Origin of the sequence: Ruegeria arenilitoris, assembly GCF_013032855.1 — a bacterium.
Lineage (GTDB): Bacteria > Pseudomonadota > Alphaproteobacteria > Rhodobacterales > Rhodobacteraceae > Ruegeria > Ruegeria arenilitoris.
This window is the reverse complement of record NZ_WQDA01000002.1, coordinates 416,693-436,171: the sequence shown is the minus strand read 5'-3', so window position 1 is coordinate 436,171 and position 19,479 is coordinate 416,693. Positions and strand designations below refer to the sequence as shown.

23 protein-coding genes are annotated in these 19,479 nt (G+C 60.0%); 10 read left to right on the top strand and 13 right to left on the bottom strand.

The annotated features are described in order from the left end of the window. Positions 1-3: 3 nt before the first annotated feature. Both GOW72_RS08375 and GOW72_RS08370 read right to left on the bottom strand, forming a co-directional pair. Entirely contained in the window at positions 4-1,461 is a 1,458-nt protein-coding gene (locus GOW72_RS08375) for a cobyric acid synthase (protein ID WP_170366523.1), read from the bottom strand. Between the two features lie 158 nt (positions 1,462-1,619). After that, positions 1,620-1,940, bottom strand: a complete 321-nt coding sequence (locus tag GOW72_RS08370; protein ID WP_093962585.1) for a DUF6280 family protein — start codon at positions 1,938-1,940, stop codon at positions 1,620-1,622. Positions 1,941-2,159: 219 nt separating this feature from the next. Here GOW72_RS08370 and efp point away from each other — a divergent pair, with 219 nt between their 5' ends. Then, on the top strand, positions 2,160-2,723 hold the full coding sequence (gene efp / locus GOW72_RS08365; protein ID WP_093962584.1) for an elongation factor P: 564 nt from the start codon (positions 2,160-2,162) through the stop codon (positions 2,721-2,723). Between the two features lie 40 nt (positions 2,724-2,763). Here efp and GOW72_RS08360 read toward each other — a convergent pair whose 3' ends face one another. Both GOW72_RS08360 and ygfZ read right to left on the bottom strand, forming a co-directional pair. After that, positions 2,764-3,729 (bottom strand): ABC transporter transmembrane domain-containing protein, encoded by a 966-nt coding sequence (locus GOW72_RS08360; protein ID WP_170338230.1) that lies wholly within the window; start codon positions 3,727-3,729, stop codon positions 2,764-2,766. A gap of 106 nt (positions 3,730-3,835) precedes the next feature. Continuing rightward, positions 3,836-4,573 (bottom strand): CAF17-like 4Fe-4S cluster assembly/insertion protein YgfZ, encoded by a 738-nt coding sequence (ygfZ, locus tag GOW72_RS08355; protein ID WP_170366522.1) that lies wholly within the window; start codon positions 4,571-4,573, stop codon positions 3,836-3,838. Between the two features lie 72 nt (positions 4,574-4,645). Here ygfZ and GOW72_RS08350 point away from each other — a divergent pair, with 72 nt between their 5' ends. After that, the gene (locus GOW72_RS08350; RefSeq protein ID WP_342355359.1) at positions 4,646-5,245 is read left to right on the top strand and encodes a glycosyltransferase; all 600 of its coding nucleotides are present in this window, start codon (positions 4,646-4,648) and stop codon (positions 5,243-5,245) included. On the opposite strand, the gene GOW72_RS08345 is transcribed toward GOW72_RS08350, so the two are convergent. Continuing rightward, complete coding sequence (locus tag GOW72_RS08345) at positions 5,193-6,062, bottom strand: hypothetical protein (protein WP_170366521.1); 870 nt, start codon at positions 6,060-6,062, stop codon at positions 5,193-5,195. The genes GOW72_RS08350 and GOW72_RS08345 overlap by 53 nt on opposite strands. 106 nt (positions 6,063-6,168) lie before the next feature. On the opposite strand from GOW72_RS08345, the gene GOW72_RS08340 reads away from it, so the two are divergent. Further along, complete coding sequence (locus GOW72_RS08340) at positions 6,169-6,939, top strand: alpha/beta hydrolase (protein WP_170366520.1); 771 nt, start codon at positions 6,169-6,171, stop codon at positions 6,937-6,939. Between the two features lie 14 nt (positions 6,940-6,953). Here the strand turns inward: GOW72_RS08340 and GOW72_RS08335 are convergent, their stop codons facing one another. Further along, entirely contained in the window at positions 6,954-7,235 is a 282-nt protein-coding gene (locus tag GOW72_RS08335) for a DUF1496 domain-containing protein (RefSeq protein ID WP_170338238.1), read from the bottom strand. Positions 7,236-7,721: 486 nt separating this feature from the next. Between GOW72_RS08335 and GOW72_RS08330 the strand changes: the two genes are divergently transcribed. Continuing rightward, on the top strand, positions 7,722-8,234 hold the full coding sequence (locus tag GOW72_RS08330; protein WP_170366519.1) for a hypothetical protein: 513 nt from the start codon (positions 7,722-7,724) through the stop codon (positions 8,232-8,234). Positions 8,235-8,472: 238 nt separating this feature from the next. On the opposite strand, the gene parE is transcribed toward GOW72_RS08330, so the two are convergent. Beyond that, positions 8,473-10,431 carry a DNA topoisomerase IV subunit B gene (gene parE / locus GOW72_RS08325; RefSeq protein WP_170366518.1) on the bottom strand — a complete coding sequence of 653 codons (1,959 nt, stop codon included), beginning with the start codon at positions 10,429-10,431 and terminating at the stop codon, positions 8,473-8,475. A gap of 156 nt (positions 10,432-10,587) precedes the next feature. Between parE and GOW72_RS08320 the strand changes: the two genes are divergently transcribed. After that, positions 10,588-11,196 carry a carboxymuconolactone decarboxylase family protein gene (locus GOW72_RS08320; protein ID WP_170358483.1) on the top strand — a complete coding sequence of 203 codons (609 nt, stop codon included), beginning with the start codon at positions 10,588-10,590 and terminating at the stop codon, positions 11,194-11,196. A 45-nt stretch (positions 11,197-11,241) separates the two neighbouring features. Here GOW72_RS08320 and GOW72_RS08315 read toward each other — a convergent pair whose 3' ends face one another. After that, the gene (locus tag GOW72_RS08315; RefSeq protein WP_170366517.1) at positions 11,242-12,120 is read right to left on the bottom strand and encodes an alpha/beta fold hydrolase; all 879 of its coding nucleotides are present in this window, start codon (positions 12,118-12,120) and stop codon (positions 11,242-11,244) included. A gap of 134 nt (positions 12,121-12,254) precedes the next feature. Here GOW72_RS08315 and ppk2 point away from each other — a divergent pair, with 134 nt between their 5' ends. Then, positions 12,255-13,184, top strand: a complete 930-nt coding sequence (gene ppk2, locus GOW72_RS08310) for a polyphosphate kinase 2 (RefSeq protein ID WP_170337789.1) — start codon at positions 12,255-12,257, stop codon at positions 13,182-13,184. Between the two features lie 101 nt (positions 13,185-13,285). Next, positions 13,286-14,638, top strand: a complete 1,353-nt coding sequence (locus GOW72_RS08305) for an MATE family efflux transporter (protein ID WP_170358487.1) — start codon at positions 13,286-13,288, stop codon at positions 14,636-14,638. A gap of 15 nt (positions 14,639-14,653) precedes the next feature. Here the strand turns inward: GOW72_RS08305 and GOW72_RS08300 are convergent, their stop codons facing one another. Then, complete coding sequence (locus GOW72_RS08300; protein ID WP_093962573.1) at positions 14,654-15,055, bottom strand: hypothetical protein; 402 nt, start codon at positions 15,053-15,055, stop codon at positions 14,654-14,656. A gap of 14 nt (positions 15,056-15,069) precedes the next feature. Continuing rightward, positions 15,070-16,272: a pyridoxal phosphate-dependent aminotransferase gene (locus tag GOW72_RS08295; protein WP_170366516.1), complete on the bottom strand. Its 1,203-nt coding sequence runs from the start codon at positions 16,270-16,272 to the stop codon at positions 15,070-15,072. A 92-nt stretch (positions 16,273-16,364) separates the two neighbouring features. On the opposite strand from GOW72_RS08295, the gene GOW72_RS08290 reads away from it, so the two are divergent. The 3 genes from GOW72_RS08290 to GOW72_RS08280 all read left to right on the top strand — a co-directional run bounded on the left by GOW72_RS08290 (position 16,365) and on the right by GOW72_RS08280 (position 17,578). Continuing rightward, entirely contained in the window at positions 16,365-16,757 is a 393-nt protein-coding gene (locus GOW72_RS08290; protein ID WP_170337797.1) for a helix-turn-helix domain-containing protein, read from the top strand. Further along, positions 16,754-17,002, top strand: coding sequence for a succinate dehydrogenase assembly factor 2 (locus GOW72_RS08285; RefSeq protein ID WP_170337799.1), 249 nt, complete (start codon positions 16,754-16,756; stop codon positions 17,000-17,002). Before GOW72_RS08290 ends, GOW72_RS08285 begins: the two co-directional genes overlap by 4 nt. A gap of 78 nt (positions 17,003-17,080) precedes the next feature. Beyond that, a complete protein-coding gene (locus tag GOW72_RS08280; protein WP_093962569.1) occupies positions 17,081-17,578 on the top strand; it encodes a MarR family winged helix-turn-helix transcriptional regulator in 498 nt (165 codons plus the stop codon). On the opposite strand, the gene GOW72_RS08275 is transcribed toward GOW72_RS08280, so the two are convergent. From GOW72_RS08275 to GOW72_RS08265, 3 genes are read right to left on the bottom strand one after another with little or no spacing between them, the layout of a single operon-like run. After that, on the bottom strand, positions 17,572-18,303 hold the full coding sequence (locus tag GOW72_RS08275; RefSeq protein ID WP_170338260.1) for a DUF1194 domain-containing protein: 732 nt from the start codon (positions 18,301-18,303) through the stop codon (positions 17,572-17,574). The genes GOW72_RS08280 and GOW72_RS08275 overlap by 7 nt on opposite strands. Then, a complete protein-coding gene (locus GOW72_RS08270) occupies positions 18,300-19,001 on the bottom strand; it encodes a DUF1194 domain-containing protein (RefSeq protein ID WP_170337802.1) in 702 nt (233 codons plus the stop codon). Before GOW72_RS08270 ends, GOW72_RS08275 begins: the two co-directional genes overlap by 4 nt. Then, positions 18,998-19,426, bottom strand: a complete 429-nt coding sequence (locus GOW72_RS08265) for a VOC family protein (protein WP_170366515.1) — start codon at positions 19,424-19,426, stop codon at positions 18,998-19,000. The genes GOW72_RS08270 and GOW72_RS08265 overlap by 4 nt, the downstream gene beginning before the upstream one ends. Positions 19,427-19,479: the final 53 nt, after the last annotated feature.

Genomic DNA, 19,479 nt, shown 5'->3' with positions numbered 1-19,479 from the left:
CGCTCAGCCGAACCGAGGCTCGGCTGCCAGTGACAGCAGGGCATCAAGGTCCATATGCTGTTCAAGGTGATCGGCCAAAGACTCCAACGTTTGCTCAACACTGACTTCGTATGCCAGTTCCGACCTGGCTCCAAACCGCTGCAGAAACGACGCGCGGAAGGCGTCTGACGCGAAAATGCCGTGCAAATAGCTTCCCAGAACGCGCCCGTCTCTCGATGCGGCGCCTTCCGGGCGCCCTTCCACCTGCAACCACGCGCGGGCAGTATCCGGACCTTGGGTGCGCCCCATGTGGATTTCGTAGCCGGTGACAGGCTCGCCGCCGGGCAAGGCCTGCGCTGATTGCAGTTCGACCCGTTTTTCCCCGGACATAACCGTTTCCACGTCCAGCAAACCCAGCCCATCGACGCCGCCGGGTCTGCCGTCCACTCCGTCGGGGTCAGCGATCACCCGGCCCAGCATCTGATACCCGCCGCAGAGGCCAAGAACATGGCCGCCCCGCCGTACATGGGCATACAGGTCGATGTCCCAACCCTGTTTGCGGAAAAAGGCCAAATCTCCGATCGTTGATTTGCTGCCCGGCAGAATCACCAGATCCGCGTCACCGGGAAGGGGGCGGCCAGCCGGAATGATCTCGACCGAAACACCCGGCTCGGCAGACAGCGGGTCCAAATCGTCGAAATTCGCCATGCGCTCCAACTGCGGCACCGCAACTTTGCAGGTGCCGCCGGCGTGCGAGCGGATATCCATCATGTCTTCGGCCGGTAGTTTCCAAGCATCGTCAAACCAGGGAACGACGCCCAGACAAGGCCATCCGGTGCGTGCCGCAATGCCGTCGCGCCCGTCATCAAACAGGCTGACGTCTCCCTTGAAACGATTGACCGCAAAGCCGCGGATCATTGCAAGGTCAGCGTTCTCTAGCACTGCATGGGTGCCGACGATCTGCGCTATGACACCGCCCCGGTGAATGTCTCCCACCAGTATGACGGGCACATTTGCGGCGCAGGCAAAGCCCATGTTGGCGATGTCGCCTGCCCGCAGGTTGGTCTCGGCCGGACTGCCGGCGCCCTCGACCAGCACAAGGTCGGCATCTTGGCAAAGTCTGGCAAAGCTCTCGAGCGCGGCGTTCAGAAGCTTGGATTTGTCCTTGCGATAGTCCTTGGCCCGCATCGTTCCCGCCCGCTTGCCCTGAACGATCACTTGCGCACCGGTATCGGTTTCCGGCTTCAGAAGGATTGGATTCATGTCCGTATGCGGCGGGCGCCCCGCCGCCCGGGCCTGCAGCGCCTGGGCGCGGCCAATCTCGCCTCCGTTTGTCGCCACTGCGGCGTTGTTGGACATGTTCTGCGGTTTGAAGGGGGCAACCTTCAAACCACGCCGCGCAAAGGCCCGGGCCAGCCCGGCCACAAGCATCGACTTGCCGACGTTGCTGCCGGTCCCCTGAATCATGATCGCGCGAACCATCTGAGCCTCCTGCGGATGTTGGCAGATGACCGCATTTATTCAGCCGACGAAAGCGCGGATCGGGCCATTTGCACGACGAATGCGACCATTCCGCTGCGTACAGGGCAAAAAAAAGCGCGCCGAAAGTAACGGCGCGCGTTTTTGGGTCGGACGAAGCCTTAGGCGGCTTCGGCCTGCTGTGCAGCGTTGCGGCGTTCGCTTTCTTCGCGCGACAGGGCGACGGAGGTACGCACGCCACGGCCAACGAACTCCATCAGTCCGTGGACAACCCGTTCGTTCGGGTCGATGCCAGCGCAAGACAGCACTTCGCGACCATCGCGCGAGCGTGCCCAGCGGGCGATTTGTTCCGGGCCATTGCCGTATTTCTTGTCATCGGCGATGGCATCATCGAGTGCAGCCAGCACAACGGCCGCGAAAAGTTTGCGGGCACGGTTGCCTTGCTCATTGTTAAAGGCGGTGCCGTCAACGAAATCTCTCATCTCGTTTTCCTTGTTGTTCTTGCTCTTGTAATTTTCGGCGTGGCGGTCCTTATGACCTATTTAGTGCGATTCGGATACACCTAATTTGCATAGTTGCGTTGCGTCATTTGCATGGCTCTCTGCAGGTGCAGCACTAGGTTTCGTTGTATTGCATGGATCGGTCCCGCCAGATATAGGGACCACAACTGACGCATCAACCATGTGTGAAGGAAATATGTCATGCCCAAGATCAATGGGAACGAAATTCGCCCGGGCAATGTGCTTGAGCATAACGGCGGTCTGTGGGCGGCGGTCAAGGTCGATCACGTCAAACCGGGCAAAGGCGGTGCCTTTGCACAGGTGGAATTGCGGAACCTGCGCAACGGTTCGAAACTGAACGAGCGGTTCCGTTCAGCGGACAAGGTCGAGCGTGTTCGGTTGGAGCAGAAAGACCAGCAGTTCCTGTATGAAAGCGACGGGATGCTGGTATTCATGGATGCCGAGACCTATGAACAGATTGAATTGCCTGCAGATTTGCTGGGTGACCGTCGTCCGTTCCTTCAGGACGGGATGACCATCGTGGTCGAATTCTATGAAAGCGAGGCGCTGAACGCGACGCTGCCTCAGAAAGTCGTCTGCAAGGTCGTCGAGACTGAACCGGTCGTCAAAGGTCAGACTGCGGCGAACTCGTTCAAGCCGGCGGTTCTGGACAACGGGGTCAAAGTCATGGTGCCGCCGTTCATCGCGCAGGACGAGATGATCGTCGTGAACACCGAGACCATGGAATATTCCGAGCGCGCGTAACGTCGCGTCATACTCGGAGAAAGACCAAGAAACCGCGCCGCTATTCGGCGCGGTTTTTTTCTTGCGAGGCGGCCCCGCCCCGGCGGTAGCGGGCGCGGTCCGGGCCGAACAGTTCCAGCAACAGCTCGAACTTGATGCGATTGGCGCTGACCTGCCGGTAAAAAGCGATGAGAAACCCGGTCGGCCCCTGGATCCGGGCCAGACCGCTGGTCGCGGCGACCACGGTTCCCACGTCGGTTTCTCCCTGCAGAACCAGCCATCCGCCCAGCATCAGAACACCGACGGTGCCTGCACCGTTGATCACGCTCAGCAGAAACTTGGCCGACAATTTCCACAGGAACATCCGCCGCCGGGTGTCGTAGATCGCGTCGAACTGGTCGTGCACTTCTTGAGTCACGGCCTCGATGTTTTCGATCGTCAGATGGTCGGTCGCGCTACGCAATATGCGGACGCGGTCCGCCACGAACACGTTCACCTTTCTCTGCGAGACGAGAACGATAAGGATCTGCGGTGCGATCATCGAAAGGGCAATCAGTCCCAGCCAGGGTTGCGTCGACGAGATGTAGCCAATCACGCTGACCAAGGTTCCGATTTGTACGACCGGGTCCGAGAACGCGCCGCCTGCGAATTTGCCCAGTTCTTCGGCTTCGGCAGAAATGGCCGTCGTCATGGTTCCCTTGCGGACATTCTCGCCCGACTCGTCCACGTCCACGGTGCGGGCGAGCAAAAGCTGACGGATCCGACGGATCATGTCTTCGCCCAATGTCCCCGCGCGATATCCCAGCACCCACTTCAGGGCGAGGCTCAGCAGGATCACCCCCATCATGCCGGCACCCAGCAGCAGGAGATGAGGCGCCTCGATATTGTCCGAGGTCAGATGGTTGATGATGTCCCGTTGAAATTCCAACGGGGCCGCGGCAAGAGCAGCGACCGACAAGGACAACAGGATCAGTATGACTTGCCGTCCGGCGCTGGCGCGCCAGATGGCTGAATACAGTTGGAGCATGCAGGCACCCGATCAGCCAAGTGCCTCAAGTCTTACCGTGTGGCCGGGCCGGATAAAACGTTTGCAAAGCAGCCCGGTTAGTAGTCGTGCCGGTTGGGCAACAGGCTCACTCCAGCAGACGCAGCCGGGCGTCTCCGGCCTGCATGTCGTCGCCCGCCCGATCAAGGCGCAGATAGGCGATGGCCTGTCCGTTCGATTGCGTGAACAGCGTACCAGCTGGCTTTCCCGCCGAAAGGATTTCGGAGCCGACCGGAGCCGCGCCGTCGATGGCGACAACCCGCAGCCCCTTGCGCAACTGGGTCTTGTGCTTCATGCGAGCTGTTACCTCTTGCCCGACATAGCAACCCTTTTTGAAATCAACGCCGTTGAGCGGCTCGAAACCGGCCTCGAGGATATAAGTGTCCGGTGTCAGCTCGATCCCGGTTTCCGGGATGCAATAACGCACCCGAATTGCGTCCCAATCCGTTCCATCATCGGCTTCGGGAGCGTCAGAATATGCGCGCCAGCCCATATCGGGGTGACGAGGATCGGGCAGGACGCCTTCGGGTGCGGGCCCGGTTCCGCGTTGCAGGTGCAAGTTGGTTTCCTCGATACGCACGTCCGCCCGCAGCTTGTACATGTTCAGCCGCTTGATCAGTGCATCCGCCATCCCCTCAACCACGTCCAGCAGTACCGAGTCGCCATCGCGTTTCAGAAAGAAATCGGCCAGGTACTTGCCCTGCGGGGTCAGGATGGCCGCGTAGACAAGACCATCATCCAGCTTGCGGGTGTCATTGGTGACCAGACCTTGCAAGAAGCTGTCGGTATCCGTGCCGGTCAGGCGCAAAATGCGGCGGGTGCTCATCTTTGGGTCCTCGTCATTGCCCTGAGAGCGGTGATATAAGCGAACCCGTTGCCAAGACCAGAGGTTTCGAACGTGTCCGCCCCGATCAGTATCGTGATTCCGACATTCGATTCCCAAACCGAACTCGCGCGCTCGCTGATGACCCTGATGGAAGGTCTGCACGCCGGTCTGATCCGTGAACTTGTCATCGCCGATGGCGGGTCGACCGATCATACGTTGCGTATTGCCGATGAAGCAGGTGCCCGGATCGTTGCCGGGACCGGGTCCCGTACCGCGCAGCTGCGCGTGGGATGCGACGCCGCGGTGGGCGACTGGTTGCTGATCATCCGTCCAGGGACCGAGCTTGAGCCCGGATGGACCGACGCGGTGGCCGAGCACCTTGTAACGCGGCGTCCGGGTGTGTTCCTCCTTGGGTTCCGGTCCTCAGGCCTGATGCCGAGTTTGACGGCAGGTTGGGCCAATCTGCGCAGCTGGGTCTTTGGACTGGCGTCTGGTGATCAGGGTCTGCTGCTGCCGGCGCAATTGTACAAGGCCGCCGGCGGATATCCGGATCAACCGGGGAAGGAGGAGGCGTTCATGCGCTCTCTGCCGCGCGCGACTCTGTTGCGGGCGCGTGCCATTACAGGTGCCGGGCGCCGTGGTCGGACGCGTCCTGAGGCGCCACCTCAGTAACCCCGGTCCCAGATGCTTCAGGGGGTGGCTGCCGCGCCGTCGGCTCGGCGATGAGGTTGGACCGCAACTCGACAACAGATTTGCCCAACCGGAATGGTGCCGCAAAGCTGACAAGACACAGCGCGATGATCTGTAGCACGAGAATGTGGGCGTTTTCCTGAAGATACTCCCACTCTCCCTTCAGTTTGGCGACCTGAGCGATCAGGTCATCATAGCTTTGCGCGAGGATCATATAGTCTCCGGCGATTGCCGGCACTTTCCGCCGCATGTTGTCGATCGCGGTCTGCGTTTCTTCGTCCAGCGTGGTGAATACCAGGAATTGCTCGATGTCGAAGGCATCGGCCTTGGCGGCCATGTCCTGAATGTCATCCATCTGGCCTCGGGACCGTGCGCCGAAGATGAAGTTCAGGCCCTGCAGCGGCGCAACTTCGTTGGTGACGGCGATGAACAGCGGCAGGTCGGCGTTGCTGGCGGTCGAGGCCGACAGGAACTCGACCTTGTCGCACAAAACCGCCGTGTCCGGATCGTAGGCCGGATCGCAGAACCGCAGCCGGAACCGCGCGGCGTCGCGATCGAAGGCCAGTGTCGCCGCATAGGCAACGTCGATCTGCCTGTCCAACCTTGAGCTGTCGGATTTGTAGAGCCCCGCCATGACCGCCACCAGCGCGCCCAGCCCACCCAACACGACCCACACGAGGTCGGCCAGCTTCCATGCCCGGTGACCCGCTGGTTTGCGAAACAGGAACGCGGTGCCAATCGATCCGGCCAGAAAGAACAGCAACAGCAGGGGCAGCTGATAGTCGGTGATGAAGCTCATGCACCCGAGTTTAAGTAGTCAGTCTTCCCACGCAACAGCGATCACGTGCAGTTGTAACGCGTGTCAGGATGCCCATACTCGGGTCAGGAGCCGGAGGGAGAACGTGATGAGCAAAGAGATTGTGCTGATCCACGGGGCGTTTGCCGGGCCGTGGTGCATGGCGGACTATGCGGAGTTCTTCCGCGCCCGTGGATGGACGGCGCACACCCCGGCGCTGAGATTCCATGGCGGCGATCCCGCAGCCGAGCCCGATGCGGGTCTGACCGACACCAGCGTGCTGGATTATGCCAACGACATTGCCGAATTCATTCAGGGGTTGGGCAGCAAACCCGTGATCCTCGGGCATGCCATTGCGGGCGTCGTTGCCCAGCAGGTTGCGTCTCGCGGGCTGGCCAGCGCTATCGTGTTGATCAACCCGAACGCGGCCTGGGGCACCCTGCCGGAAACCGATGACGAACGCGCCGTGCCGCGCGCCTTGATGGAGGGCGGGGCGTTCTGGAAGCAGCCCATGCGCGTCGATTTCGACCTGATGGCCCCATTCGCATTGAACAAAATGCCAAAAGCCCAGCAACATGCGGTGTTCGATCAGCTCGGCCCGGAAAGCGGGCGGGTGATGTTCGAGATGTTTTTCTGGATGTTCGACGATCACCACGCAATGAAGGTTGATATCGACAAGGTCGACTGCCCGGTTCTGATCGTTTCAGGCTCGGAGGACAGGGCGGTGAACCCCAACACCTGCCGTGCCTTGGCGAAACTCTATGGCGACCGCGCGACCTTTCTGTCCGCAGAAGGTCACGCGCATTTTCTGTTCATGGAGCCCGGTTGGGAAAAGCCGGCCGCACAAATCGCGGACTGGCTGGACCAGAAGCTGGGCTAGGGGCCGTTCAGGCGTTACTTGCTGACCTGAAACGTGCTCTGAGGCCGCCAACGCAGCACGCCGTCGCTTTCGCGGTAACAACGCAACAGGCGTTCCTGCACCGTGCTCACCGTGCTGGTGACGGTGTTGTCACCGACCATCAGCACAAAGGCATCCTCGGAATAGGCCATGCCTTCGTAATAGCAGAACCGGGTCTCGGCGCCGTCGGGGATGGGGGATGCGGTGCTGAGCATCTGCTGCGCGGGGGCTGCCGAGGCCATCAGGGTCAAGGCCAGCCCGAGGGTCAAAGTTTTCATGTCGTCCTCCCGTTCGGATATCCGTGTTTCAAATTGGGTCTTGGACGCTCGGTACCTCGAAGCTCGTTCTTGGATGACGGATTGAGGGTAAGTGTGAACGGGATCAACGGGTTAGGCAAGGGGCTTGGCAAGCGTTGGGCGGAAGCCCGTCCCATGGGGTGTCGTGATGTCCGTGGTTATCCGACCCATACTTGATGCAGGCACCAAGCTCGAGTCCGACCTGTCTCACAGGGTGGGCAGGCGAGCGGACTCACGAAGATGAAGGGAGGGGTGGTTTTGGGTGGTTTGTTCGCCCGGCTGCGGGTGCAGGAATCATGCATTGGCCCGGCGCGATTCATGGCGTGGGTCTAGCCGCGCCAAAGAAATAATTGTTTGAGGGCAGACGCATCCAACCTGTCCTTTTTTAGGGATAATCAGATTAGTGCACTCTTGCAGGGTCTGAAGTTAGTCGATAGGCAGACAATCATAAGTTGCAATGAGGGTGATATGAAAAGATTGTCGCACCACGACGGAAGCTGGAGTGACCTGCAGGATAAGTGGTCTCGGCAGTGCCACGAGTTCGATGAAGACTTTGTTTCCTACGTGCCAACAACTATGCCCATGCTCGCCGAGCAAATAGAAGCGTGCACTTCGGACAAATGGAGCGGCGTTTTTGCTGTTTGTAATGGTGAAGGCGAATACGAAGCCGTTTGTTTCCTGAATGGTGCTTTTATTCCTAAGTTTACGGGTAGGGTTCTGCGTGTTCGGCACCTGATTCTCGCGCCAAAGTATGATTTTGGTGACTATAGCGAAGATGAATATGCACGCTTGTTGGCAAATGTTTTCGAAAGCGTCTTGCAACTCTCTGATTCGGAACTCCAGTGCCCTCATGTGAAAATTCACTTCCGAAGCCCAGCTGACGTGGCGATTTTTCGCGAGTTCGCCACAAAATTGGACAAGCTGAGCCATTTTTCCTCTGTTAAAATGATAGGGTCATGGCTATTTGTAAGCAAAGCGTAACCTGTCTTCTGTATAGGTATGCTTGTCAACACTGGAGAGGCTGCGATGAGTGCTAATCAACGGAAAGCGCAACTGTATTGTGCGTTCCTTCAGTCAATAAGATCCGCTGGGTTAGAAAGCTTCAAAAAAACGACTTTGTTCATCCGAAACGTGGATCGTGACGAGACAGTAGATCAAAAAGCGGCTTGAACCAACTTTCAGGCTTTTCGGGGGCTCGGCAATTAGCTGAGCCCTTTTCTCAAACATCCAACTCCTCCACAAAACGCGCGTTCTCCTGAATGTACTGGAACCGCAGTTCGGGTTTCTTGCCCATCAGACGCTCGACCAGGTCGCCGGTCTCGCCAGGTTCGTCCTCGTCGATGGTGACACGGATCAATTTCCGCGACTTGGGGTCCATCGTGGTTTCTTTCAGGTCCTTGGCGTCCATCTCGCCCAGACCCTTGAAGCGGCTGACGTCGATCTTGCCTTTGCCGCCCAGACCTTTTTCCAGCCACTCGTCGCGCTCGGCTTCGTCCAGGCAATAAACGCGCTTGGCCCCTTGGGTCAGGCGATAGAGTGGCGGGCAGGCCAGGTACAGGTGGCCCGCGTCGATCATCGGGCGCATCTGGGTGAAGAAGAAGGTCATCAGCAGCGAGGCGATATGCGCGCCGTCCACGTCGGCGTCGGTCATGATGATGACCTTGTCATAGCGCAGGTCGTCGATGTTGAACTTGGTGCCCAGCCCTACGCCAAGCGCCTGCGTCAGGTCATTGATCTCGGCGTTGGTGCCCAGTTTCGAGCTGGCCGCGCCAAGGACGTTCAGGATCTTGCCGCGCAGGGGCAGCAGGGCCTGTGTCTTGCGGTCGCGGGCCATCTTGGCCGAACCGCCAGCCGAGTCGCCCTCGACGATGAATAATTCGGTGCCGTCGCGTGTTGAACTACTACAGTCCACCAACTTGCCGGGAAGACGGAGTTTCTTAGTGGCGGACTTGCGTTGTGTTTCCTTCTCGGCCCGTCGGCGCTGGCGTTCCTCGGCCCGCAGGATGAGGAAATCCAGAATGGCGCCGGCGGATTTGGTGTCGGCGGCCAGCCAGTTGTCGAAATGGTCGCGGACCGAATTTTCGACCAGCCGCTGCGCCTCGACCGTGGCGAGGCGGTCCTTGGTCTGGCCGACGAATTCGGGTTCACGGATGAAGCACGAGACCAGCGCGCAGCCCCCGGTGATCAGGTCATCGCGGGTGATCTGGGCGGCCTTCTTGTTGTTGATCAGTTCACCGTAGGCCTTGATGCCCTTGAGGATCGCGGCCCAGAAGCCCGCCACGTGGGTGCCGCCCTCGGGCGTCGGAACGGTGTTACAGTAGGACTGGATGAAGCCATCGCGCGACGGCGTCCAGTTGATGGCCCATTCCACCTTGCCGGGGGTGCCGAATTTCTCGTTGAAATCGACGGTTCCAGCGAAGGGCTGTTCGGAATAGGTCGAGGAGCCGTTCATCGTCTCCTTGAGGTAGTCCGACAGGCCGCCGGGGAAGTGGAAGGTGGCCTCGGTGGGCGTCTCGCCGTCGTCGATTGCGGTTTTCCAGCGGATTTCAACGCCCGAGAACAGGTAGGCCTTGGAGCGGATCGACTTGAACAGGCGGGCGGGTTTGAACCGGTGGTGGCCGAAGATTTCGGGGTCGGCGTGGAAGGTGACGGTGGTGCCGCGCCGGTTGGGAGCCGAGCCCACCTTTTCGACCGGACCCAGCGGGATGCCGCGCGAGAAGCGCTGTTCGTACAGTTCCTTGTTGCGGGCCACCTGCACGACCATCGAATCCGACAGCGCGTTGACCACCGAGGCGCCCACGCCGTGCAGACCGCCCGAGGTCTGGTAGGCCTTGCCCGAGAACTTGCCGCCCGCGTGCAGGGTGCACAGGATCACCTCAAGCGCGGATTTGTCGGGGAACTTCGGGTGCGGGTCGATCGGAATACCGCGGCCGTTGTCCCGCACGGTCAGGGCGTAATCGTCGTGCAGTTCCACCTCGATACGGTTGGCATGGCCTGCAACGGCCTCGTCCATCGAGTTGTCGAGGATTTCGGCCACCATGTGGTGCAATGCCCGTTCGTCGGTGCCGCCGATATACATGCCGGGGCGTTTGCGCACGGGCTCCAGACCTTCGAGGACCTCGATCGAGGAGGCGTCGTAGGTGGTGGCGGATTCGGGCGTCAAAAGGTCGTCGGGCATGGGTGCTGCTCTTGTTTTTGGGTTTGGCCCATTATGGCAGGTGATGTGGGTCGGGGGAAGAGGGACGCGAGGTGTTGTATCAAACTTGCGGGCGGTGGCGGGTTGCAAAACGGGTGGTTTTCCCGCTGAGTTGCGGAAATCGTGGAGGAGCAGGTGATGAGCTGGATCAAGACGATACCATTCGACGAGGCACGCGGTCGGTTGAAGACGCTGTATGACCGGGTCACGGGGCCTGGGAACAATGTGGACAACATCATGATGGTGCATTCCCTGCGTCCACATTCGATGGAAGGTCACATGGCGCTCTACAAGAACGTGTTGCACCATTCGGGAAACTCGGTTCCCAAGTGGTTTCTGGAAGTGCTCGGGGTCTGGGTCAGCTCGTTGAATCGCTGCGGCTATTGTGTCGAGCATCATTTCAGCGGGTTGCAGCGACTCTTGGGCGACGAGCAGCGCGGTTTGGCCATCCGCGCGGCGGTCGAGGCGGAAACACCCGAGACGGCGCCGTTGGACCCCGCACAGATGGCGGCGATGGAATATGCCCGAAAACTGACCGAGAACCCGGCTGGCCTGGCGGCGGCGGATATCGACGCGTTGCGATCTGTTGGCTGGGATGATGGTGAGATCCTGGAGATCAATCAGGTTTGCGCCTATTTCTCCTATGCCAACCGCACCGTTCTGGGGCTTGGCTGTTCGACCAAGGGCGACATTCTGGGGTTGTCTCCGAACAATTCGGACAATCCGGATGACTGGGGCCATCGGTGACGGGCGCTGCCTCTTGCGTCCTTTAGTGTCGGGCGAAGAGTTGGCTTAGTTGTCCTGAACCCAATCGAGAATAGCGTCGGCCACCGCCTGAGGTTTCTGGTGATGCAGCCAATGGTCTGTACCGTCGATCTGCATGCGGGTCAGGTTGGGAGCGAACTCCTCCAGCCCATCGGTGCATTCGGGAAGCAAGGCTTTGTCCCGCGGCCCCCACAGAAGCAAATGCGGGCAGCGGACTCTCAATCTGTCAACGGGCAGTTCCGGCAGGTCCGTGCAGGGCACGCCCGGCTCAGCCACCACAAGGGGTGAGGCCCGGTACCAGTTCAGCATGGCGTCGAGCCGTCCCGGGCGGGCCCATTCGGTGCGATAGTCGCCCATGCGCGCGTCGCTCATCCAGTCCAGCCCCATGCCGTGCCGAAAGAATTGTTCGAGCTTGGCGAAGTTGTCGGCCGAAAGAAATTCGGCTGCATCGGGCGCGCGCAGGCGGTTCATGTATTGCGAGGCCTCAGACTGTTTGCCACCTGCCGCCAATTCGCGTTGGAACGGGACAGGGTGAACACCGTTGGCGATGATCAGGCGGCTGACCAACTTGGGGTGGAACATGGCAAGACCGTAAGCCACCGAGGCGCCCCAATCATGTCCCAGCACAGTGACAGGGCCGCCGAACTGCTCGATCAGCGCGGCCATGTCCGACACCAGCTTGGACAGCGCATAGTTCGAAATACCCTCGGGCGCCCAGCTTTGACCATAGCCACGCTGGTCCGGTGCGATGCAGTGAAAGCGGTCCGACAGGTGCGGGGCCAAGTCGGACCACGCGCCGCCATACTCCGGGAAACCGTGCAACATCAGAAGCGTAGGCAGGTTGGGATCGCCCCAGCGGCGGACGAAGAACGGGTGGCCGTTGAGGTCGAAAAATTCGCTGTTCATGCGTGATGCCCCTGACTGAGTTCACACCTGTAGAGTTTTCGAAGCCGTCGCCGAAGTCAACTTGATACGGATCAACGCGGAAAAGATGCAAATTTGCTAGGCGTTTCGGCGGACAGTGACACAGGAGAGAGCATATGGACGCAGTGACCCGAAAAAAGACGAACGCAGCTCCCGTGGCCGTCATGGCCAAACCGAACGCGGACACCGAAGCGCCCACTCGCGAAAAGATCCGGCAAGCCTTTGAAAGCGGGGAGTATCCGTATCGCTCGAAACTGTCGCGGGCGGCCTATGAAAAGCAGAAAGCCCAGTTGCAGGCCGAATTGTTGAAGGTGCAATTGTGGGCGCAGGAGACCGGGCAGAAGTTCGTGCTGCTGTTCGAGGGTCGCGACGCCGCCGGCAAGGGCGGCACCATCAAGCGGTTCATGGAGCATCTGAACCCGCGTCAAGCCCGGGTGGTGGCGCTGAACAAACCGACCTGGGAGGAGAAGGGCCAGTGGTATTACCAGCGCTATATCCAGGAATTGCCCACCGTCGGCGAAATGGTTTTTTATGACCGGTCCTGGTACAACCGCGCCGGGGTCGAGCGGGTGATGGGGTTCTGCACCCCGAACGAATATCTCGAGTTCATGCGCCAGACGCCCGAGTTGGAGCGCATGATGGTTCGGTCGGGAATCCAGCTTTATAAATACTGGTTCTCGGTGACGCGGGATGAGCAGCTGCGCCGCTTCAAGAGCCGCGAGACCGACCCGCTGAAGCAGTGGAAACTGTCGCCCATCGACAAGGCCAGCTTGGACAAATGGGATGACTACACCGAGGCGAAAGAGGCGATGTTCTTCTATACCGACACCGCCGACGCGCCTTGGACCATCGTCAAGTCGAACGACAAGAAGCGCGCCCGGCTGAACTGCATGCGGCATTTCCTGTCGACGCTGGATTATCCGGACAAGGATCATGACATCGTGGGCCAGCCCGATCCGTTGATCGTGGGGCAGGCACATCATGTGGTCCACCGGTCGGATCACATCCTTGGTACGGCGATCCATCCTGAGGCGCGCGTCACCTGATTGGCCCGACGGGCGTCATCGAGGTCTCGAAGTGAAATTTCAGAGATCTCCCCTTGCCCCGGCTCGGGGCCGCGCATATGGCTGGCGGGATGAGAAAGGTCATGACATATCCCGCCCATTTCCGGGCCATTGCTGTGCTGGGGCTGCCGTTGATCGGTGGTCATCTGGCGCAATTCGCCATTGGCCTGACGGATACGATCATGCTGGGCTGGTATGGCGTCGAGGCACTGGCCGCGGTGACGCTGGCCAGCAGCTTTTACTTTGTTCTGTTTCTTTTCGGAGGCGGGTTTGGCCTGGCCGTCATGCCTATGGTCGCGACCGCGGCCGCCGAGGAGGATGAAACCAGCATTCGGCGCAGCACCCGAATGGGCCTGTGGCTGTCGCTGCTGTATGGCATGCTGATCATGCCGCTGCTGTGGTGGTCCTACCCGATTCTGATCGCCACGGATCAGGATCCACAAGTGGCGCAAACCGCGTCCGAGTACCTGCGGGTTGCGGGCTGGGGCCTGTTCCCGGCGCTGGTGGTGATGGTTCTTAAATCCTATCTGGCCGCTCTGGAGCGCACACAGATCGTGCTGTGGATTACCGTCGCGGCGGCAGTGGTCAATGGACTTACGAACTATGCGCTGATCTTCGGCAACTGGGGCGCGCCGGAACTGGGCGTGATGGGTGCCGCGATTGCGTCGGTGGTCACGCAGACCGTGTCGCTGGTGGCGGTGATCATATACGCGGTGAAAGTCCTGCCGGAGCATAACCTGTTCCAGCGGTTCTGGCGCCCGGATTGGGAAATGTTGCTGAGCGTCCTGAAGCTGGGTGTGCCCATCGGTTTGACCTTGTTGGCCGAAGTGTCTCTGTTCGCCATGTCCGCCTTCATGATGGGATGGATCGGACAGGTGCCGCTGGCGGCGCACGGGATTGCGCTGAACCTGGCCTCGGCGACGTTCATGGTGCATCTGGGCCTGTCGAATGCAGCAACGATCCGGGCCGGCAACGCGTTGGGGCGCAAGGATCGACCGCATCTCGAGAAAGGCGCAATCGCGGTCACGGGCATGTCCCTTGTCGTGTCCGTGCTGACAATCATCCTGTTCCTGACCTGCGCCGAGCCGCTCATCTCGGTTTTTGTCGAACCGGACGATCCGCAGCGTCCCCAGATTCTGGCCATCGGGACCGGTCTGCTGGCCATGGCGGCCCTGTTCCAGTTGGTGGACGGCGCGCAGGTAATCGCTCTGGGCCTTCTGCGCGGATTGCAAGACGCCAAGGTGCCCATGGTTATGGCGGGCCTCAGCTATTGGGTCGTGGGGATCCCCGCATCCTACTACTTTGGTTTCGTGCAAGGCATGGCCGGGATCGGAGTCTGGCTTGGCCTTGTTCTGGGCCTTGCCTGCGCGGCGGTCATGCTGATGGGACGGTTCTGGCTGCGATCCGTCCGCGTGGTAGGTGCGCCCGCCGCGTAGCGACAACCGCCAGGCTCAACCCTTCTCCAGCCGGTCGGCCTTCTTGCGCACCAGTACCGTGCGCAAGTCGTGCATCGCCAGCAGCAACCGGTCCGTGATGTCTTCCAATTGGGTATCGGTCGCCTTGGACTGGGCCCATTGCGTGGTCAGGTTCAGGTGATCGATCGTGCGGTGGATGTCGTCGACGTCGCGCCGCGCCAGAAGGGCTTTGCGTTCGTCCATCCAACGGGCGATTTCGGTTTTGTCCGCTTCGGTCAGGGTGCCCTGACCATGCGGCTTGACCTCGCCGTTGCGGATGTTGATCACCGCGATCTGGTCCATTTCGATCCGGCGCTGCCGGTTCTCCGTGTCGATCTTGAACACGACCGCGCCGTTCTCGCGGACGCGAAAGTAATATTCGGGCAGTGCTGCGGACATGTTGAACCTCGGTCTTAGCTCAGGGACGCGCAGAACCGCTGGATGCGGGTGCAGGCCTCGGTCAAGGCTTCGTCTGAAGTCGCGTAGCTGACGCGGAAATTGGGGCTGAGGCCGAACGCCGCTCCAAAAACTACGGCTACGTCGGCTTCCTCCAATAGGGCAGTCGCGAAGGCCTCGTCGGTGTCGATGACCGTGCCGGCCGGCGTGGTCTTGCCGATCAACCCGGCGATGGACGGATAGACGTAGAATGCGCCCTCGGGAGTGGGGCAGGTGATGCCGTCAATCTGGTTCAGCATCCCGACCACAAGATCGCGTCGGCGTTTGAAAGTTTCATTGTTCGGGGCAAGGAAGTCTTGGGTGCCGTTCAGGGCCTCGACCGCGGCCCACTGGCTGATCGAGCAAGGGTTCGACGTGGATTGCGACTGGATCTTGCGCATGGCCGCGATCAGCTCGACGGGGCCTGCGGCATAGCCGATACGCCAGCCGGTCATGGCATAGGCCTTGGAGACACCGTTGCACGTGAGCGTGCGATCATACAGCCCGGGTTCGACTTCGGCTGGCGTGCAGAACTCAAACCCGTCATAGGCGAGGTGTTCATACATGTCGTCCGACATGATCCAGACATGAGGATGCTGCATCAGAACATCGGTCAGAGCCTTGAGCTCGGCGCGGCTGTACCCTGCGCCGGTCGGGTTCGACGGCGAGTTGAAGATGAACCATTTGGTGTTTGGCGTGATTGCGGCTTCCAACTGGTCTGGGGTCAGCTTAAAGCTGTTTTCCAGTGTGGTCTCAACCACGACAGGCGAACCGCCCGCAAGCAGCACCATGTCCGGATAGCTGACCCAGTAGGGGGCGGGAATGATAACTTCGTCGCCCGGATTCATCGTCGCCATCAGCGCATTGTACAGCGTCTGCTTGCCACCTGTTCCGACCGAGATCTGTGCGGGCGTGTAGTCCAGCCCGTGGTCACGTTTCATCTTGGCGCAAGCGGCCTGTTTCAGCTCGGGAATGCCGTCAGGCGCGGTGTATTTCGTTTTACCGGCGGCGATTGCGGCAACGGCTGCGTCCTTGATGTTCTGCGGCGTGTCGAAATCGGGCTCACCTGCGCTGAGGCCGATGACGTCCCGTCCGGCGGCCTTCAACTCGGCGGCTTTGGCCGTCATGGCAATGGTCGGCGAAGGTTTGACGCGCGACAGTGTCGCAGACAGAAAGCTCATGGTGGGCCCCGGTTTGTATGTTGCTCAGGACTGTCATAGGGTGCCGCCGAAACACGATCAAGCGATATGCTTTTGAAGAACTGGAGAGTTTGATGAGCGACGAAACCGACTGGTTCGGACCCGAGGCCGCGACATTCGGAGACCGCGTGGCCGGCGCGCGCGAAGCCGCCGGTATGACCCAGACCCAACTGGCCCGCCGGCTGGGTGTCAAGAAGTCCACTGTGGTGGCCTGGGAGAATGACCTGTCAGAACCGCGCGCCAACAAGCTGTCGATGATGGCAGGTATGTTGAACGTGTCGATCATGTGGCTGCTGACAGGTGAAGGCGAGGGCATGGATGCTCCGGACGTCGCGGAAGCCGCGGATATGGAGCTGGCACCGCTGGTCGCGGAGTTGCGCGCCATCCGGGGCGAGATGCGGGCCAGTTCCGAGCGCCTTGCGCGGGTCGAGAAAACGCTGCGGCTGAAGCTGGAGAAAGGCGAATGAACGACATCCGGATCAAGCGGCTGAAGATGCGGTCGATGCGGCGCGGCATCAAGGAAATGGACATCATTCTGTCCGCCTATGCCGACCAGCGGCTTGAGCGGATGTCTGCGGCCGAATTGGACCTGTACGAAGCTTTGTTGCACGAAAACGATCAGGACCTCTACCAATGGGTAACCGGGCAGGTCGCCGCCCCTGAACACTACGCGAGCATGATCTTCGATATCTCGCAAGTATTTCAAAAATAATGGCAAAACAGACTTAACAGATTCTTCGGGATTTCGCGTCAAAGTTTCCTGAGCGACGCAATTGAATCGGAGTATCGGATGAGTTTGGAATTGCAGGTCTCCGCACCCGGAACCAAAGGGTTCATGTCCAGCTATCTTGAGGCGCTGGCATTGGTTGAACGTCTGCATCGGTTGCTTCTGGACGTCATAAAGGACGAGTTCGAGCGGGTCGGCGTTCTGGAAATCAACGCGGTGCAGGCGCTGCTGCTGTTCAACATCGGTGACCACGAGGTGACTGCCGGTGAACTCAAAAGCCGCGGCTATTATCAAGGCAGCAATGTCAGTTACAACCTCAAGAAACTGGTCGAGATGGGGTTCATGCATCACCAGAGATGCGAGATTGACCGACGTTCGGTGCGGGTGCGTCTGACACCTCGGGGGCGGGAAATCCGTGACATCGTGGCCGATCTCTTCTCGCGGCACGCCGAAGGGCTGCAGGCCAAAGGTGTCCTTGGCACCGAAGGGATCGAAGAGATTACCAGCGCTTTGCGCCGGGTTGAACGGTATTGGACGGATCAGATCCGGTACATCTACTGACTACCGCCGTTCAATGGCAAAACTTGGGACAGGGTCAGCGAATCCAGCTCTCTGATCAGCTTGCGCGTCATCGCGTCTTCGTAGGCTTCAAATCCCAAAGCGGTTTCGACGAAGGCTCCGGGCCCCAGAATGACCCAAGCGTTGTAATAGGCCGACAACTCTCCGATTTGCACATACCGCTTGTCCCCGGTGCTGGGATCATCGGCTCCGATCACAAGCCCATTGATCGTGATGCCGGTTGCCTGCAGTTGGGCTTTGGCTTCTCGGGGATGGAGGCCGACATTGTGCTTGCCATCTCCTGAGAGGTCCAGCGTCCGCTTCCAGCAATCGGCTTGGGTATCCAACAAATCAGCCCCGTACTGCATGGCAGACCCCACCGCTGTGCCCTGTGGTGCCGATGACCGACGCGTGGATTGCAGACGTTGCGCAATCCCGGACAAATCGGTCGGGGATCGAATGTCGGTCCAGCCGACCAACAGCCGCTGGAAACCGGCTTCGCTCCATTCGAAAACGGCGATGCGAACGGGGGCTTCGGGATTTGACAGGATCAGCCGTTCCACCTCCGGCCGTTGCAATGCAGCGGCCAAGCCGTCCAATTGAAGTCGGTATTCGTTGCTGTCGACTGAGCCGGAAACATCCAACCCAAGCGCCAGGGCTTGCCGGCATTGAGCGGCGGCCGGGCTGCCCAAGGCCAAACAACACAGAGCCAGCGCACGGGTAATCATTTTGCGCTGCGCCCCAACGCGCCGACCTGAAGGCTGGTCAATTCCCGTTCCAGCTTGCGTCGCATGGCGCGTTCAAAATCTTCGAACCCTTGCGCGATTTCCAGAAAGGCGTTTGGCCCATGCAAGACGTTGTTCTCAAAAAACGGGATGAGGAACAGCTCCCCTTCGAAATCCGCCGCATTTATGACCAACCCATTCACGGTTATGCGGTCGAAGGGAAAGTGGCGATAGGCGATCTGCGGACCGTAGCCGTCATTGTTCGAGCCGTCCCCGGACAGGTCAATCGTTTGAAACAGGCATTGCGGAGCCTGCTCCATCAGCGAGGCCCCAAAAGCCAGGGCATATCCCATGGCGGTGGCCGAGCCGCTGTCAGATCTTTGGGACTCGCTCACCTGTGTCGCTGCAACAAGCAGATCAGCCTCGGTCTCGATCAAGCGCCAGGGAAGGACGATGTACTGGGCGTCGCGACCGCTCCACTCATAAACCGTCAGGGCTACGGGCAGCGGCGAGGAAAAGAACGCTTTCCGGACTTCGGGAGCGATCAAGGCTGAAGCTAGGCCCTGCCGCTGCAGGGCGTCTTCTTTGGCGTCGACCGAAACGGATATGTCCAAAGCAAGCGCCAAGGCCAGCCGGCAGTTTTGGGCCTCAGCAGAGCTGGCCAGAACGGCCAGCCCCAATCCTGTCAGCCAGCGGATCACCAGTGGCCGGTGCTTTCCATGCTGGCCCAAGGTTCGGCCGGGGGCAAGGCATCGCCATTCTGCAGCAGTTCAACCGAAATGTTGTCAGGCGAGCGCACGAACGCCATACGCCCATCGCGGGGAGGGCGGTTGATGACGACGCCATTGTCGGCAAGGTGCTGACAGGTCTCGTAAATGTTGTCGACCCCATAGGCTAGGTGGCCGAAATGGCGGCTGTCGCTTGGCAACCCCTCATCGCCATCCCAGTTCCATGTCAGCTCGATCGGCCTGTCATCCTGACCCGGAGGAGCCATGAAGATCAGCGAAAACCGCCCTTCCTCGCTGTCGTAGCGGCGGGTTTCCTGGAGTCCCAGCAGCTTGTAGAAGGCCATGGATTTTTCCAAATCCTTCACGCGCACCATGGTGTGGAGGTATCTCAGCCCCATCTCGGTGATCCTTTCGGTGTTGATGATTGTGTGCAGCTTAGCGCGCTGCAGGG